At 71.4% G+C, this 16,000-nt stretch carries 12 protein-coding genes and 3 pseudogenes; 5 read left to right on the top strand and 10 right to left on the bottom strand.

Going from position 1 to position 16,000, the window contains the following annotated elements; genetic code table 11:
- Positions 1-48 precede the first annotated feature (48 nt).
- Together ABT186_RS29380 and ABT186_RS29375 are read left to right on the top strand one after the other, a co-directional pair.
- Entirely contained in the window at positions 49-1,218 is a 1,170-nt protein-coding gene (locus ABT186_RS29380) for a serine hydrolase domain-containing protein (RefSeq protein WP_351229347.1), read from the top strand.
- Positions 1,219-1,346: 128 nt separating this feature from the next.
- Positions 1,347-2,081 (top strand): GntR family transcriptional regulator, encoded by a 735-nt coding sequence (locus ABT186_RS29375; protein WP_351229345.1) that lies wholly within the window; start codon positions 1,347-1,349, stop codon positions 2,079-2,081.
- 52 nt (positions 2,082-2,133) lie between these two features.
- On the opposite strand, the gene ABT186_RS29370 is transcribed toward ABT186_RS29375, so the two are convergent.
- Positions 2,134-2,868: a class I SAM-dependent methyltransferase gene (locus ABT186_RS29370; RefSeq protein ID WP_351229361.1), complete on the bottom strand. Its 735-nt coding sequence runs from the start codon at positions 2,866-2,868 to the stop codon at positions 2,134-2,136.
- Positions 2,869-3,058: 190 nt separating this feature from the next.
- Positions 3,059-3,413, bottom strand: a pseudogene (locus tag ABT186_RS29365) (IS200/IS605 family accessory protein TnpB-related protein); the annotation flags it as partial.
- Positions 3,414-3,786: 373 nt separating this feature from the next.
- Here ABT186_RS29365 and ABT186_RS29360 point away from each other — a divergent pair.
- Positions 3,787-4,311, top strand: a pseudogene (locus tag ABT186_RS29360) (SDR family oxidoreductase); the annotation flags it as partial.
- Here the strand turns inward: ABT186_RS29360 and ABT186_RS29355 are convergent.
- The 4 genes from ABT186_RS29355 to ABT186_RS29340 all read right to left on the bottom strand — a co-directional run bounded on the left by ABT186_RS29355 (position 4,286) and on the right by ABT186_RS29340 (position 7,981).
- Entirely contained in the window at positions 4,286-5,551 is a 1,266-nt protein-coding gene (locus tag ABT186_RS29355; protein WP_351229343.1) for an RNA polymerase sigma factor, read from the bottom strand. The pseudogene ABT186_RS29360 and the gene ABT186_RS29355 overlap by 26 nt on opposite strands.
- Positions 5,548-5,889 carry a YciI family protein gene (locus ABT186_RS29350; protein WP_351229341.1) on the bottom strand — a complete coding sequence of 114 codons (342 nt, stop codon included), beginning with the start codon at positions 5,887-5,889 and terminating at the stop codon, positions 5,548-5,550. Before ABT186_RS29350 ends, ABT186_RS29355 begins: the two co-directional genes overlap by 4 nt.
- Positions 5,886-6,632, bottom strand: a complete 747-nt coding sequence (locus ABT186_RS29345; RefSeq protein ID WP_351229339.1) for an SgcJ/EcaC family oxidoreductase — start codon at positions 6,630-6,632, stop codon at positions 5,886-5,888. The genes ABT186_RS29350 and ABT186_RS29345 overlap by 4 nt, the downstream gene beginning before the upstream one ends.
- A gap of 134 nt (positions 6,633-6,766) precedes the next feature.
- On the bottom strand, positions 6,767-7,981 hold the full coding sequence (locus ABT186_RS29340; RefSeq protein WP_351229359.1) for a cytochrome P450 family protein: 1,215 nt from the start codon (positions 7,979-7,981) through the stop codon (positions 6,767-6,769).
- A 490-nt stretch (positions 7,982-8,471) separates the two neighbouring features.
- Here ABT186_RS29340 and rho point away from each other — a divergent pair, with 490 nt between their 5' ends.
- Positions 8,472-9,611, top strand: a complete 1,140-nt coding sequence (gene rho / locus ABT186_RS29335) for a transcription termination factor Rho (protein ID WP_351229337.1) — start codon at positions 8,472-8,474, stop codon at positions 9,609-9,611.
- Between the two features lie 108 nt (positions 9,612-9,719).
- Positions 9,720-10,547: pseudogene (locus ABT186_RS29330) on the top strand (D-alanyl-D-alanine carboxypeptidase family protein); the annotation flags it as partial.
- 80 nt (positions 10,548-10,627) lie between these two features.
- Here the strand turns inward: ABT186_RS29330 and ABT186_RS29325 are convergent.
- The 4 genes from ABT186_RS29325 to aspA all read right to left on the bottom strand — a co-directional run bounded on the left by ABT186_RS29325 (position 10,628) and on the right by aspA (position 15,998).
- Positions 10,628-12,001: a glycosyltransferase 87 family protein gene (locus ABT186_RS29325; protein WP_351927589.1), complete on the bottom strand. Its 1,374-nt coding sequence runs from the start codon at positions 11,999-12,001 to the stop codon at positions 10,628-10,630.
- The gene (gene mptB / locus ABT186_RS29320) at positions 11,998-13,386 is read right to left on the bottom strand and encodes a polyprenol phosphomannose-dependent alpha 1,6 mannosyltransferase MptB (protein ID WP_351229333.1); all 1,389 of its coding nucleotides are present in this window, start codon (positions 13,384-13,386) and stop codon (positions 11,998-12,000) included. Before mptB ends, ABT186_RS29325 begins: the two co-directional genes overlap by 4 nt.
- Positions 13,387-13,517: 131 nt before the next feature.
- Positions 13,518-14,441 carry a glutaminase gene (locus ABT186_RS29315; RefSeq protein ID WP_502973360.1) on the bottom strand — a complete coding sequence of 308 codons (924 nt, stop codon included), beginning with the start codon at positions 14,439-14,441 and terminating at the stop codon, positions 13,518-13,520.
- Positions 14,442-14,585: 144 nt separating this feature from the next.
- Positions 14,586-15,998, bottom strand: coding sequence for an aspartate ammonia-lyase (gene aspA / locus ABT186_RS29310; RefSeq protein WP_351229329.1), 1,413 nt, complete (start codon positions 15,996-15,998; stop codon positions 14,586-14,588).
- Positions 15,999-16,000: the final 2 nt, after the last annotated feature.

The raw sequence follows: 16,000 nt of genomic DNA, 5'->3' as shown, positions 1-16,000 counted from the left end.
TCACGCCCGGCTTCCGGCCGGGCACACCCGCGACGGAACGGAGGACCCATGTCCCAGAACGTGCCACAGGTGGACGGCCGGTGCGAGCCGCGTTTCGCGGCCGTGCGCGCGGCCTTCGAGGAGAACTTCCGGGAACGGGAGGAGCTGGGCGCTGCGGTCACCGTCACGCTGCACGGCGAGACGGTGGTGGACCTGTGGGGCGGCTGGGCCGATGCTGCGCGCACGCGTCCGTGGGAGCGCGACACCCTGGTCAACGTCTGGTCCACGACCAAGGGCCCGGCGGCCCTGTGCCTGCACATCCTGGCCGACCGCGGCCTGCTCGACCTGGACGCGCCGGTGGCCGCGTACTGGCCCGAGTTCTCGGCCGCGGGGAAGGAGTCGGTCCCCGTCCGGTATCTGCTGTCGCATCGCGCCGGCCTCTCGGGGCTGCGGGAGCCGCACTCGGAGCAGCAGCTCTACGACTGGGAGCTGACCGTCGCGCGGCTCGCGGCGACGGAACCCTGGTGGGAGCCGGGGACGCGGTCCGGGTATCACGCGCTGACGTACGGCTTCCTGGTGGGTGAGGTGGTCCGGCGGGTTTCGGGGCTGCTGCCCGGCGCGTTCCTGGAGCGGGAGGTGACCGGGCCGCTCGGTATCGACTTCACCATCGGGCTGCCCGAGAAGGAGGCGGACCGGGCGGCGGAGCTGGTGCAGCCGGCCGTCGCGGGCAGCAGTGAACAGGCGGCGATCTTCGCCCAGTTGACGCCCGCGGCGCTGGCCGCGCTGACCAACCCGGTCGTCGGCGCGGCCGAGGCCAACAGCGACGAGTGGCGGGCGGCCGAACTCCCGGCGCTCAACGGCCATGGCACGGCCCGCGCGGTGGCCGCGCTGTACGGGATCTTCGCCCTCGGCGGGTCCTGGGACGGGCGGCAGGTACTGTCCCCGGAGGCCGCCGAACGGGTGCGCGAGGGGCAGGGCAGCTGCCGTGACCTGGTGCTGGGGGCCGGGCTCGGCAGGGACACGGAGATCGGGCTCGGGCTCTGGCTCAGCGGCCCCGAGGGTTCGTACGGTCCGAACCCGAGGGCTTTCGGACACGACGGCTTCGGCGGATCCAGCGGTCTCGCGGACCCCGAGGCGGGCGTCTCGCTGGGGTACGTCATGAACCGCATGGGCCCGCACATCGCGGACGACCCGAGGAAGATGGCGCTGGTCGACGCCCTGTACAGCGCGTTGCGGTGACACGTGGGTGGCACGGGTCGGATTCGGCCGAACTCCCGGTCCGCCCTTCCCTGGTGGTTTAGACCAATGCTAGATGTGGTCGCGCACCGATTCCGCACAGCTACGTCTTGTCACCAGGAGGCGCGGACATGGCCCGCACCACCCGATCCGACCACCCTCACCCCCGCCCGCGCGAGGAGCCGCTCTACTGGCGCATCGCCACGGAACTGCTCGGCGAACTGCACGACGGCAGCATTCCGCCCGGCGAACGGCTGCCCGGAGAACGCCAGTTGGCCGCGCACTTCCGGGTCAGCCGGACGACCGTACGCCAGGCCCTGCAGATCCTGCGACGCGGGGGCCTGGTCGTCACCGACCGGCGCGGCAGCCACGCGATGCTGCCCGGCGCCACGGCCGAGCACGTCCCGTCACTGACCTTTCCGGTGGGGGCGCACGACACCGAACCGGGCCGGGCGACCGTCACCTGGGAGGTCCCCTCCCCCGAGCACGCCCGCGCACTGAACCTTGCGCCCCGGCGGCCGACCCTGGTCCACCGCTACGCGTCGGCCGCGGCGGACGGGACGGGCGTACGGACGGCCGTCACCTCGTTCTCCCCGGTCGCCGTCACCGAGGTGCCGGAACTGGCGCGCTACCGCGACCGGGCGGACGGCCGGGCCTCCGCAGAACTGTGGCGCGCGTACGACTGGATGCGCACCGCCGGTCTGGCCCTGCACCACCGCGACGCGATCACCCCCTTGCCGCCGTCGGTGCGGGTGACCCGGCAGGTGCACGACCAGTGGAACCGGCCGCTGGAGATCACCGATCTCGTGGTGGAGGCCCAACGCGACCCGCTTGTCTATGAGTTCACATTGCCCGCGGCCGGCTGACCCGCGCCGGCCGTTGGTCTTCAGCCGGCAGAGCCGCGCCGGCCGTTGGTCTTCAGCCGGCAGTGACGCGGCGGGCCACGATCAGCCGGCAACGCGGACTGCCGTCGGGCCGGTGGCCGAAGTCCGGCAGCGCATGGTGCTCCACCGTGAAACCGGCGCGGACCAGCTCACGCCGTACGTCACCGAAGCGGAACGCCCGGTAGTACATGACGAACGGCGGCCGCCAGAGGGCGTTGCGGACGCGCATCGTGGCGTCGAAGCCGAGCAGCGCCCAGTACCAGGGCGAGGACGGGCGCGGCGGGGCGACGACCGGGAACGCGAACCGTCCGCCCGGCCGCAGCACGGAGTGGACCTGCGTGAACAGACAGGGCAGCTCGCCGGGCAGGAAGTGGCCGAAGGCGCCGAAGCTCACGACCAGGTCGAAGGCGGAGCCGAAGGGCAGGGCACGGGCGTCACCGCGCACCCAGCCGACCCGCGGCGGTCCGTCGGACCGTATCTGCTCCCGCGCGACGGCGAGCATCCCCGTGCTGAAGTCCAGGCCGGTAACGCTCTCGCGGCAGACCGTGCGCAGCACGTCCATGCCCGCGCCCGTGCCACAGCACAGATCGAGGCCGTGGTCGAAGGGGCCCAGGGCCGCCAGCGTCCCTTCGACGGCGTCCAGGACGGTGTCCGGCGTCCGGAAGGGGGTGTGATCGAACTTGGGCGCGAGCAGGTCGTAGCCTCGCTCGACCGAGGACAGCGCCTGAACGGCCAGCTCGCGGAGGGTGGGACCGTGCGGGGAGAACATCAGGGTCAGCTTAGGCACAGTGCGAGGTACCGGGACAGGAACATCATCGAATGTTCGAACCGGATCATCTTCGGTCAAGGGGCGACGCGCCCCGGCCGGGTCTTCCACCGTCCCGTATGGTCCGGTTCATGACTTCGTTCCGTCCCGCCCCCGCCTGGCTGGGTGTCGACACCGTGTGGCTCAAACGTTCCTAGGGACTGAGTGGGAGTGAGTCCTGTTGCCAGAACCCGTGCTCAGCCGTGTGCCCCGAACGGTGTTGGACACACTGGTCGCCCGCTTTCGCTCCACGCCCGGCGTGCACGGATCGTGTCCGTTGTCCGGGAACGCGGGGGCGGGTTTCCTCACGCCCCGGGGCAACCGAGTCGGCCTGGACGGTCCGATGCCCCGCACGATCACTCCGGTCGTGTGGGGGCGGTGTTCGTCCGTCGCCGGATCGGGTGCCCCAGGGCGCGCCTGCCGATCGCCACGGCGGCCGCGTCGTGGCGAGTGGTCTTCCTGGTCTTGGTGGTGAGGGGCTTCTGCCAGTGCTCGATGCCCCACTTGGACGCGACGAGGACTGTTCCGTGAGGATGCGCTTGCGCTCGGCCCACCGTTCGCTGTCGTGCTCCAGCCCAGCCGAGCACCGTGCCTTCTCATCCTCGACGGTGAGGTGCTTGAGCCGGTCACGGACCGCGACCCCTGACGGGCCGGGCACCACGAACGGCGCCGCCAACTCCCGCAGCCCACCCACCCTTTCACCCCCGTACGACACAAGCCGAAGAACCCACCGCCTCACCCAACGACCACCACTCGCAAAGGTCACGCATTCGACACAGGAACCTCCGTTCCCACCCCCGGACATCCGCACCCGCCGCGGCCCGGACACTCACTCACACACGCCAGAACGCGCTCGTGCGCAGTCAATCGACAGCAGTTCACAACCCCTGCTTCGTCTCCCCGTTCCACGACGCGGGGTACGACATCTCCGACTACCTGACCGTCGCTCCCCGCTACGGCTCGGCCGACGACCTGGCGAAGCTTGTCGACGAGGCGCGCCGCCGCGGCATCCGAGTCCTCCTCGATCTCGTCGCCGGGCACACCTCCGTCGAGCATCCGTGGTTCAGGGCCTCGGCGGACGACCCGGACGACCATCGCTACATCTGGGCCCCCGAGGGCCGCCCGGAGGGCTTCGTCACTTCCCCCGGCGCCCGCCCCGGCTCGTATCTGCCGAACTTCTTCGCCTTCCAGCCCGCACTCAACTTAGGTTGTGCGCGCGAGAATCCGGGCGAACCGTGGCGGCAGCCGCTGGGCAGGGCGGGTGCCACGGAGGAGATGGCCCCGCTGGTGGTGTACCTGTTGTCCGACGAGTCGGCGTATGTGAACGGTGCGGAGATCACCGTGGACGGCGGATACGCTGCGCACGGCGGGGTCAAGGCGATCACGAACGCGCTGGACGGCCGGTAGTCACTTCCGTCAGCCGCCGCTGGAGGAACCGTCGTTCCGCCTCGTTCTCCACAAGCTCCAGTGCATGCCCGTACGCCTCCGCGGCCTCTTCGCGACGGCCCATGCGGCGCAGCAGGTCGGCGCGGGTGGCCGGGAGCAGGTGGTACCCGGCCAGGTCTCCTTCTCCCTCCAGCTCCGCAACCAGTGCCAGGCCCGCCTCCGGGCCCTCGGCCATGCCCACGGCGACCGCGCGGTTGAGCCGGACGACTGCGGAGGGGACGTGTCGCTGGAGCTCGCCGTACAGCGCCGCGATGTCGGTCCAGTCCGTGTCCGCGGCCGTGGCCGCGGTCGAGTGGCAGGCCGCGATGGCGGCCTGGATCTGGTAAGGGCCCGGGCGGCCCCGGCGCAGGGCTGTCTCCAGGAGCGCGGCGCCCTCGTCGATCTCGGCCCGGTCCCAGGCCGTACGGTCCTGGTCCTCCAGGGTCACCAGGTCGCCGACCGCATCGACCCGGGTCCCCCGCCGTGCGTCGTGCAGCAGCAGGAGCGCCAGCAGGCCCAGCACCTCCGGTTCGTCCGGCATCAGTCCGGCGAGGACACGGGCCAGGCGAAGGGACTCCCCGCACAGGTTCGTCCGCACCAGGTCGGCACCGGCCGTGGCCGCGTACCCCTCGTTGAAGAGCAGGTAGATGACGGCGAGCACGCCCGTGGTGCGTTCCGGCAGGAGGTGCGCGGGCGGCACCCGGTAGGGGATTCCGGCGTTGCGGATCTTGCGCTTGGCGCGGACGAGGCGCTGCGCCATCGTCGCCTCGGGGACGAGGAACGCCCGAGCGATCTCGGGTGTGGTCAGTCCCGCGAGAGTACGGAGCGTCAGCGCGACCCGGGCCTCGACGGTCAGCGCCGGGTGACAGCAGGTGAAGACGAGCCGCAGCCGGTCGTCCTGGACGCCGCTGTCGTCCTCGGGGTCGTACGGTCCCTCGTCCCGCGCGAGCACGGCCACCTCCCGCAGCTTCTGCGCGCCCACCGCCTCACGGCGCAGCACGTCCCGGGCACGGTTGCGGGCGGTCGTGGTGAGCCAGGCGCCGGGGCGGCGCGGCACTCCGTCGCGCCGCCACCGGTCGAGGGCCTGCGCGAAGGCGTCCTGCGCGCACTCCTCGGCGAGGTCCCAGTCGCCGGTCAGCCGGATCAGGGTGGCGACGACCTGGCCCCATTCCTCGCGGAAGGCGGCGGCGACCGCCTTCTCGACGTCGTTCGTGCCGCTCACTCCCAGACCGGCCGCACCTCGACCGAGCCGCCGCGCAGGGCGACGGGGTGGCGTGCGGCGAGTGCGATGGCCTCGTCGAGGTCGGCCACGTCGATGAGGTCGACGCCCGCGATGTACTCCTTGGTCTCCGCGAACGGCCCGTCGCTCAGCAGCACTTCGTCCCCCTGGACCCGTACCGTGGTGGCGTCGGTGGACGGACGCAGCCGGGTGCCGCTCCGCACCGCGCCGCCGGCGAGCATGTCCCGGAGGTACGGGGCGGAGCGCGGGTCCGTGAGGATGTCCTCGGCGTCGAGTTCCTCGCCGCCCACGGGGGTGCAGACGAACAGCACGTATTTCATGACGCCTCCTTCGTGGTCCCGGCGTCGACCGGGACCGGCGACACGTGCATGTGGGTGATCAGCCAGCGCAGTCCGGCGAAACGGTAGCCGATGGTGACGCGCATGACGTCGTCCAGCGGTTCGCCGTTGGTGAGGGTGCCGCGCATCCGGATGAGCGCGTGGGCGAACGCGACGCTCTCGTCGACATGGACGCGGAACTTCAGCACCTCGCGGGACACGGGTCCGCTCACCGCCGCGAACACCCCCTCCACCGCCTTGCGGACGGCGCCGATCCCGACCTGTTCCTCACCTCCCACGGGGTGGAACGTCTCCACGTCCGGCGCGTAGCAGGCCATCATCCGCTCGACGTCCCGTTCGCGGGCCGCGGCGGTCAGTTCAGCGTCGAGGCGGCGGATCGCGGCCTCGGCATCCTCGTCCTCGTCGTCCCAGAACGGCCGCACCTCGATCGCCCCGATGGTCGCCACCGGGTGCTTGGCCGCCGCCTGGACCGCCTCCTCCAGGCTGTCGCAGTCGAGGACGTCGAATCCGGCGACGTACTCCTTCGTCTCCGCGAACGGACCGTCGGTGCGCAGCACCTCGCCGCCGCGCACCCGCACGGTGACCGCGTCGGCGGGCGCCCTGAGCCGGTGCCCGTGCAGCCGCACACGGCTCTCGGCGCTCAGCTCCTCCACCCAGGGTTCGACGGGCGCCATGCCGGAGGCGTCGGCCGTGTCGTCGCCGCACACGAGCAGCATGTACTTCATGGTTCCTCCAGGTCCTCATGGGCTTCCTACACCCCACCGACGAGCCGGGACGCACCGAATCGACACCCCGCGCTGATTTTTTTCTCCGCCGCCCGGCGAAGGGCCATCGGGGGTTCGTATGGCTGGTATACGGCTCAGGGCCGCGGACTCACAGGAAGCGCCCGCACGCTGTTGCCCACGAAACTGGAGTGGCGGGCGAGCTCGTCCTCGGGCACGGCGAGTGCCAGCCCGGGGAAGCGGGTGAACAGCCGCTCCAGAGCGATCCCGGCCTCCAGACGGGCGAGCGGCGCGCCCAGGCAGTAGTGGGCACCGTGCCCGAGCGAGAGGTTCCGTGCGGCACCGGGCCGCCCGGGCCGGGTGACGTCGAACCGGTCGGCGTCAGGGCCGTGGACGGCCGGATCGCGGCCCGCGGCCGAGTACCCGGCGAGTACGGGGGTGCCCTTGGGGATGACGGTCCCGTCCACGGTCAGGTCCCGCACGGGATACCGGAAGGGGAAGTAGCTGACGGGCGCGTCCCAGCGCAGGGTCTCCTCGACGACGTCGCTCCAGCTCACCTCCCCCTTCCGGACAAGTTCGAGCTGGTCACGGTGACCGCACAGCGCCCGTACGGCGTTGGTGATCAGGTTCAGCGTGGTCTCGTGCCCGGCGATGATCATCAACACCAGCGTGCCGATCAGCTCCGGTTGGCTGAGCCGGTCGCCGTCCTCGTCCCGGGTGGTGATGAGGGCGCTGGTGAGGTCGTCGCCGGGGTGCTCGGCCTTGGCGGCGGCGATCTCGGCGAGGACGGCGACGAGTTCGCGATTGGCGGCGACGGCCTGCTGGGGACCGATGTCGGTCGCCACGACCTGGTTGGACAGGTGGTGCAGCCGGTCCCGGTACGTGGCGTCGACGCCGAGCAGCTCACTGATGACGGCCATCGGCAGGGGCAGCGCAAAGTGCCGGCGCAGGTCCGCGACGCCGCCGCCCGCCTCGGCGACACGGTCCAGGTCGTCGAGCAGGCCTGCCGTCAACTCCTCGATGCGGGGCCGGAGTTCCTCGACCCGCCGGGCGGTGAACGCCCGGCTCACCAGCGACCGCAGCCGCCGGTGGTCGTCGCCGTCGGCGGTGGTCATCCCCTGCACGGTCGCGAATGTCATGAGCGGCCAGCCCTCGGCGATCCGTCCTTCACCGAGGGCCGAGAAGTGCCGTGCATTCTTGGCGACATCAGGATGCGCGAGGAACTCCTTGAGCGCATCGTGCCCCAGTACGGCCATCCCTTCGATCTCCCCGGGCAGCACCACCGGCGCGACGGCCCCCTGTGCGAGCAGCCGCGCGTTGTCGGCGTGCGGGCAGCCGCCGGCGGGGTCCATGCGGTGTGGTGCGGCGGAGGAGGTGCCCACCGGTAACTCCTGTTCGAGGGGGTCGGGTTGACGTCGTACGCCGATCGATTCTGCCCGCTCACAGCACGCTGCGCAGCATCTCGGCGAAGCCCTTCGGGTGGGTGATGGTGCCCAATCCCTGGATCGGTTGCGCCGGGGCCAGGAATAGACGACATCGGCAACGCGTTGAACGTCGCTGAGCAACGCATCACACCCGCGCCTGCGCGTCGAGTGCTATAGTGCGGGCAGCACCTGTGTACGCCCCGTCTCGGGCGCCGGTGCTTGTTCCTCCTCAGTTCGCTGATCTGCCCGTCGTTTCCCGACCGGCGTGTCAGTTTTCCGACACCACCTCGTGAGCGCACGTTTCCGCCGTACCCGAGGTGATGTTCCCCGCCGTACCGAGGCGTGATCATGCCGTCTCCTCGGCTCACTCCCCCGTTCCCTGCCTTCTTTCTGGCTTCCGTCCGTGAAAGGACCTCCCATGACCACCACACTCGAACGCCCTGCCGTACAGCAGGAAGTCCCGCCCCAGTCCGTAGCCGGCGTCCTTGACATCGACCAGAACGGCAAGGGGCACCTGCGCGCCGAGAGCTGCCTGGCCTCGCCCGCCGACCTCCAAGTCTCCCCCGCCCTGATCCGCCGCCACGGTCTGCGCAAGGGAGACATGCTCGTCGGCACCCGCACCGGACGCTCCCTCACCGAGGTCGAGCGGATCAACGGCCGCACCTCCGGCGAGTTGCGCGGCCGTCCGCACTTCCGCGACCTCACCCCGCTGCACCCCAACAAGCGGCTGCGACTCGAACACCCGGCGGCCGGCCTGTCCGGGCGGGTCATCGACCTCCTCTCGCCCGTCGGCAAGGGGCAGCGCGGACTGATCGTGGCGCCGCCCAAGACCGGCAAGACGGTGCTGCTCCAGCAGATCGCCGCGGCCGTGGCGGGCAACCATCCCGAGTGCCACCTCATGGTGGTGCTGCTCGACGAACGGCCCGAAGAGGTCACCGACATGCGACGCTCGGTGCGCGGCGAGGTGTACGCCTCGACGTTCGACCGTACGCCGAAGCAGCACATCGCACTCGCCGAACTGGTCGTCGAGCGCGCCAAGCGCCTCGTCGAGCAGGGGCAGGACGTCGTCATCCTGCTCGACTCGCTGACCCGGCTGTGCCGGGCGCACAACAATGCGGCGGCCGCCGGTGGCCGCACGCTCAGCGGCGGCGTCGACGCGGCCGCCCTGCAGGGCCCCAAGCGGCTGTTCGGCGCCGCGCGCCTGGCCGAGGAGGGCGGCTCGCTCACCATCCTGGCCACCGCGCTGGTCGAGACGGGTTCCCGCGCGGACGACTTCTTCTTCGAGGAGCTCAAGAGCACCGGCAACATGGAACTCCGCCTCGACCGCGCCCTCGCTTCGCGGCGGGTCTACCCGGCCGTCGACATCATCCCGTCAGGCACCCGCCGCGAAGAACTCCTGTTGCCCGCAGGAGAGTTGACGGCGGTACGCGGACTGCGGCGCGCCCTGCAGTCACGCGACGGCCAGGCGAACCTGGAGACACTCCTGGAGCGGCTGCGGACCACGCCCGACAACGCGACCTTCCTGCGCCAGGTCCAACCCACGCTGCCGGCCGGCTGACACGCCGCCCGGTCGGCCCCCCGGCGTGCGTCATCCGGGTGCACGATCCCCCCACTCGGCTCACCATAGCCGGGCATACGCACGCATCCCATTCATACCGTTTCCGGTATGACCATCGGATTCGTGACCCGCGCCGTCGTCTCCTGCTGCGCTCTCGGCGCGGTCTGGGTGCCGGCCCTCCCGCCGCACACTGCCGTCGCCGCCACGCGCGCCGATTCCGATGCCCTCCGTGCCACGGCCCCACAGCCGCCGCTCCTGGACGAACCCGGGACGCAGGTGCGGCCGCTCCCAGGGGCCCCCGAGGTCCCGGAGGTGTCGGCACTGTCATGGGTGGTCGCCGACGCCGGCACCGGCGAGGTGCTCGCCGCGCACGACGCGCACCGCCCGCTGCCGCCCGCGAGCACCCTGAAGACTCTGTTCGCCCTCACCGTCCTGCCCGGCCTGCCGGGCAACACCTGGCACACCGTCACGCAACGGGAACTTGCGGACATCGGCCCCGGCAGCAGCCTCGTCGGGGTCAAGGAGGGACACACCTACCGGGTGAGCGACCTGTGGAAGGGGGTCTTCCTCAAGTCCGGCAACGACGCCGTGCATGTGCTGGCCGCGCTCAACGGCGGCATGGAGACCACGGTCCATAAGATGCAGGCCAAGGCCCGTGCGCTGGGCGCCCTCGACACCCATGTCGTGACACCCGACGGGTACGACGCCCCGGAGCAGGTGTCCTCGGCGTACGACCTGGCGGTGTTCGGGCGGGCCGGGCTGCAGAACCCCGACTTCACACGCTACTGCGGCACGGCCCATGCGAACTTCCCCGGCGACGGCGGCTCGTACGAGATCGCGAACACCAACCGGCTGCTGACCGGCCGCGACGGTGTCGAGGCCTACCCGGGGCTGATCGGCATCAAGAACGGCTACACCAGCAAGGCGGGCAACACGCTCGTGGCCGCCGCCCGCCGGGGCGGGCGCACCCTCGTGGTGACGGTGATGAACCCTCAGACGGGCGGCGGCCTCGCGGTCTACGAGGAGGCCCGCTTGCTGCTCGACTGGGGGTTCGACGCTGCCGGACGTGTCACGCCGGTCGGCTCGCTCCTGCCTTCCCGGGGCGGCGGGCCCACATCGCGCACCGGTCCCGCTCCGCTGCCCACGACGACGCCGGCGGCGGACCGTGAGGGGGCCGACTGGCCGGAGAGAGAGCTGCTCGCGGGTGCCGTCGGTGTGGGCGTGGGAACCGCGGTCGCGCTGGCACTTCGGCTGAAGAGCGAGCGGCTCACCCGCGGCTGACCGGCCGGCAGCCAGAGCAGCAGCCCGAGGGTGATCCACACGTAGGCGTTGCTGCCGAGGAAACCGTCGATCCCGGACGCGTCGTCGAACCACAGCCACACCACACTGCTGCACAGCACCACGTACAGGGCACCCGCGAGCCGCAGCCGTCCCTTGTGCACGAGCACGGCGAACGACGGCAGCAGCCACACGAGATGGTGCACCCACGTGATCGGGCTGACCAGGCAGGCGGCGAGGCCGGTGAGCGCGAAGGCGGCCCGCCAGTCACCTGCCCGCAGCGCCCGGTGCGTGCGCCACACCCACACCGCCAGGACCAGGACGACGGCCAGCTCCCAGGCGGCACGGCTCGGTTCGGCCGGTGCCACGAGGCGGGCGAGGACGCCCTGCAGGGACTGGTTGGAGACATAGTCGAGGCGGCCCACGCGGGTGGTGTCCCAGACGGCGTGCGTCCAGTAGAAGCGGGAGGCGTCCGGTACCGCACAGACGGCGAGCGCGGTGGCGCCCACGGCGACGGCGGTCGCGACGGCAGCGGCCCGCCACTTCCGGGCGAGCAACAGCAGGCCGATGAAGATCGCGGGCGTGAGCTTGACTGCCGCCGCCAGGCCGATGCCGATGCCCGCCAGGCGCCCGCGCCCGGTGGACAGCAGCCAGGCGTCGGCGAGCACGAGGGCCAGCAGCAGTAGGTTGACCTGACCGAAGCTGAAGGTGTCGCGCACCGGTTCGAGCAGGGCCAGCGCACACGCGGCCAGGGCCCAGCCGAACCAGCCGTAGCGACGAAGTTCCTGCCCGACGAGGATCCACACGACGGCGGCGACCGCCACGAGGTTGAGCACCAGTGCGAGGCCGATCGCGGTGGGGCGGCCGACGAACGCCATCGGCAGCATGACCAGCGCGGCGAACGGCGGGTATGTGAAGCCGTACGTCGTGCCCGGCTCCCGGTAGTCATAGATGTGGCCGCCGTGGTGCACCCAGGCGTTCACGGTTCCGTAGTAGACGTGCAGGTCGAACCAGCCGCGCAGCAGCGGCACGGTGGCGGTGAAGACGGCAACGGCGGAGGCGAGGCACAGGACGAGGACGAGCCGTCCCCTCTCGGTACGGGGTGGTCTCACGCGGCCCGTCCCAGGGCCGGGGTGCGGGCCGCCTGGTGGGCCTGCCAGAGCACGACCACGCCGAGGACACCGCCGGAGACGGCCAGGAGCACCTGGGCGAGGTCCGGCGGGCCACCGCTGGGCAGCACGGCGAGCGCGAGGACGGCGGTGGCGGCGGCCACCCGGTGGCGTACGGAGGTGCTGGGTGCCGCGGCGGCGATGAGGAACAGCCCCCACAGGGCGTACCAGGGACGGATCGCCGGGCCGAGGACGGCGACGGCGGCGAGGCTCAGACCGAGCGCGTAGATCGGTCCGGGTCGTAGTTTCAGCCATATGAACGCCACGGCAACCATGGTCGCGAAAAGCCCCGCCGCATGCCAGACCGGGATCGCGAGAGGCGAGAGGTCGCTGCCGAGCCGGTCGAGCACATTGCCGGTGACCCGGCCGAGGAGGCTGGTGGGGGACCAGTTGTGCGGGGAGACGGGCGTCTTCAGGGCCGCTATCCAGCCGTATCCGGTGCCGGCGACGGCGGTGGCCACGACCGTGGTGGCGAGCGCGACCGCCGTGGTCGTCGCCACCGCCCGCGCGACGCCGACGTGTCGGCGCAACGCGATCACCGCCAGCAGGCCGAGCACGGCGGGGGCCTTGACCAGCGCGGCGAGTGTGACCAGGACGACGCCGAGGATGTGCAGGCGGCCACGGGCGGCGAGCAGGCCGATGCCGAGCAGCCCCAGCATGATGGCGTCGTTGTGCGCTCCCGCGACCAGGTGCAGCAGTACCAGCGGGTTGAGGGCGCCCAGCCACAGTGCGGCGGCCGGATCGGCGCCGCACTGCCGGGCGAGCCGTGGCAGCGCCGCGGCCATCAGGGCCACGCCGAGGAGCGCGAGCAGCCGCATGCCCAGCAGCCCGGCCGGCAGTTCGCCGCGGGTCAGGGCGGAGAGTGCGGAGGCGGCGACGAGGAACACCGGTCCGTACGGGGCCGCGGTGTCGCGCCACACCGGCGCCACCTCGTCCGCCAGTGGACCCCCGAGCTGCGCGGGCCCGTGCGCGTACACGTCGATGTGGGCGTCGACCATGGCGCCCTGGGCGAGGTAGCTGTACACGTCCCGGCTGAACAGCGGTGGCGCGAGCAGCAGCGGCGCGGCCCATGTGGCCAGAACGAGCAGCAGGGCGCGTGGCGTCGGCGGCTCCGGTCCTCGTATCACCCGGCCGAGCAGCGCCCATGCGGCGATGAGCAGGACGACACCGAAGTACACCCCCACGAGTCCGAGGGCGGCGCGCCCGGACTCGGGGGAGACGAGATCCGCGACCGGCAGGGCCCCGGCGGTCTCACCGCCCAACGCGAGAAAGGCGGTACCGGCCAGACCGAGCGCCTGGCAGCGGCGGAGATCGACGGGAAAAGCCATGGCCAACACTCGGGAAGCGTGTCAACACCGGGTGGCCGGAAAGCGACGCCTGTCCCTCGCGGGGGCGGCCTGAACATGACCGCCGTATGACCAACGGCTCTCATGGGACACGGAGGTCCCGGTCAGGGTCCTCAGAACACCGACAGCCCCGTCAGCGTGGTGAAGCGATCCAGCGCCGCGACGCCCGCCACTGAGTTGCCGCGCTCGTCGAGGCCGGGGCTCCACACGCACAGCGTGCAGCGGCCGGGGACGACCGCGATGATGCCACCGCCGACGCCGCTCTTGCCGGGCAGACCGACCCGGTAGGCGAAGTCGCCCGCCGCGTCGTACGTGCCGCAGGTCAGCATCACCGCGTTGACCTGCTTGGCCTGGCTGCGGGTCAGCAGTCGGGTGCCGTCGGCTCGGACGCCGTGCCTGGCCAGGAAGCCGGTGGCGAGGGCGAGGTCGGCGCAGGACGCCTCCAGGGAGCACTGCCGGAAGTACTGCTCGAGCAGCACCGGCACCGGGTTGTCGATGTTGCCGTAGGACGCCATGAAATGGCCGAGAGCGGCGTTGCGGTCGCCGTGCGCGGCCTCGGAGGCGGCGACCTCCGTGTCGAAGGAGATGTCCGGGTTGCCGCTCTCGGTCCGCAGGAAGTCGAGCAGGGTGCCGGCCGCGTCACCCGTGCGGGTGTGCAGCCGGTCGGTGACGACGAGGGCGCCCGCATTGATGAAAGGATTCCGCGGGATGCCGTTCTCATACTCCAGCTGGACCAGGGAGTTGAACGGGTTGCCGGACGGTTCCCGGCCCACGTACTCCCAGAGTTCGTCTCCCTCTCGGGCCAGGTCGAGGGCGAGCGTGAACACCTTGGTGATGGACTGTGCGGAGAACGGCTCCCGCCACTCCCCCACGCCGTACACCGTGCCGTCCAGCTCGGCGACCGCCATGCCGAAGCGGCGCGGGTCGCGGGCGGCGAGCGCCGGGATGTAGTCGGCGGCCCGCCCGCGCCCGGGCGTCTTCTCCAGTTCTTCCGCGATACGTTCCAGCACGGGCTGGAAGGTCGGCGACGGGGCCATGGTCACCATCGTGCCGCCCCACGGGACGGATCGCTCATCCGAGGCACCTCATGATCATGCGATGGATCCTATGACGCCATGGCCGCTGTTCCCCGCCGTGGGCGGCAGCCGTCGGCCGCCGCCCGGGAAACGCGCCGGCCGCCGTCAGACCACCGGTGAACCGCTGCCCGCGAGCACCTCGGGGCGCAGTAGCGCCTCCAGCCGCTCGGCGGGCAGCAGCCCCTTCTCCAGGACGAGTTCGGCGACACCGCGTCCGCTGGCGAGGGCCTCCTTGGCGATGCCGGTGGCGGCCTCGTAGCCGATGTGCGGGTTGAGGGCGGTGACCAGGCCGATGGAGTTCTCCACGGCGGCCCGCAGCTCCGCCTCGTTGGCCGTGATCCCGGCGACGCACCGATCGGCGAGCGTCAGACAGGCGCGCTCCAGGTGCGTGATGCTCTCGGAGAGGGAGTGCAGGATGATCGGCTCGAAGGCGTTCAGCTGGAGCTGCCCGGCCTCCGCCGCCATCGTGATGGTGACGTCGTTGCCGATCACCTCGAAGGCGACCTGGTTGACGACCTCCGGGATCACCGGATTGACCTTGCCGGGCATGATGCTCGAACCGGCCTGGACCGGCGGCAGGTTGATCTCGTTCAGGCCCGCGCGCGGACCGGACGACAGCAGACGCAGGTCATTGCAGCTCTTGGAGAGTTTGACGGCGATCCGCTTGAGCACTCCGGACATCTGTACGAAGGCGCCGCAGTCCTGGGTGGCCTCCACCAGGTTGGCGGCCGTCACCAGAGGCAGCCCGGTGATCTCCGCGAGGTGGCGGCGCGCCGACTCGGCGTATCCGGCGGGGGCGTTGAGGCCGGTGCCGATCGCCGTGGCGCCGAGGTTGATCTCATGGATCAGCTCGACGGCCTCCGCGAGCCTGCTGCGGTCCTCGTCGAGCATGACCGCGTACGCCGAGAACTCCTGCCCCAGCGTCATGGGCACCGCGTCCTGCAGCTGGGTGCGGCCCATCTTCAGCACATCGCGGAACTCGACGGCCTTGCGGGCGAAGGCGTCCTGGAGCACGGCCATCGCCTTGAGCAGACCGCGCACGGCGAAGACCGTGGCGATCTTGACGGCGGTCGGATAGACGTCGTTGGTGGACTGGCCGAGGTTGACGTCCTCGTTCGGGTGCAGGTGCTCGTACTCGCCCTTGGCGTGGCCGAGCAGCTCCAGCGCCCGGTTGGCGACGACCTCGTTGGCGTTCATGTTGGTCGAGGTGCCGGCTCCGCCCTGGATGACGTCGACGACGAACTGGTCGTGCAGTTTGCCGTCTCGGATCTCGCGGCAGGCCTCGACGACGGCGGCGGCCTTCTTCGCCTCCAGCAGGCCGAGTTCCTCGTTGGCGAGGGCGGCGGCCTCCTTGACGGCGGCGAGGGCGTCGATCAGGTGCGGGTACGCGGAGATCGGCGTCCCCGTGATGGGGAAGTTCTCCTTGGCGCGCAGGGTGTGGATGCCCCAGTACGCCTCTGCGGGTACGTCCCGGTAGCCGAGCAGATCGTGTTCGCTGCGGTGGGCTGCGGCGGTCATGG

The sequence above is a fragment of the Streptomyces sp. NPDC001634 genome (assembly GCF_040298185.1).
Taxonomy (GTDB): Bacteria; Actinomycetota; Actinomycetes; order Streptomycetales; family Streptomycetaceae; genus Streptomyces.
This window is presented reverse-complemented; position numbering and strand designations above follow the sequence as displayed.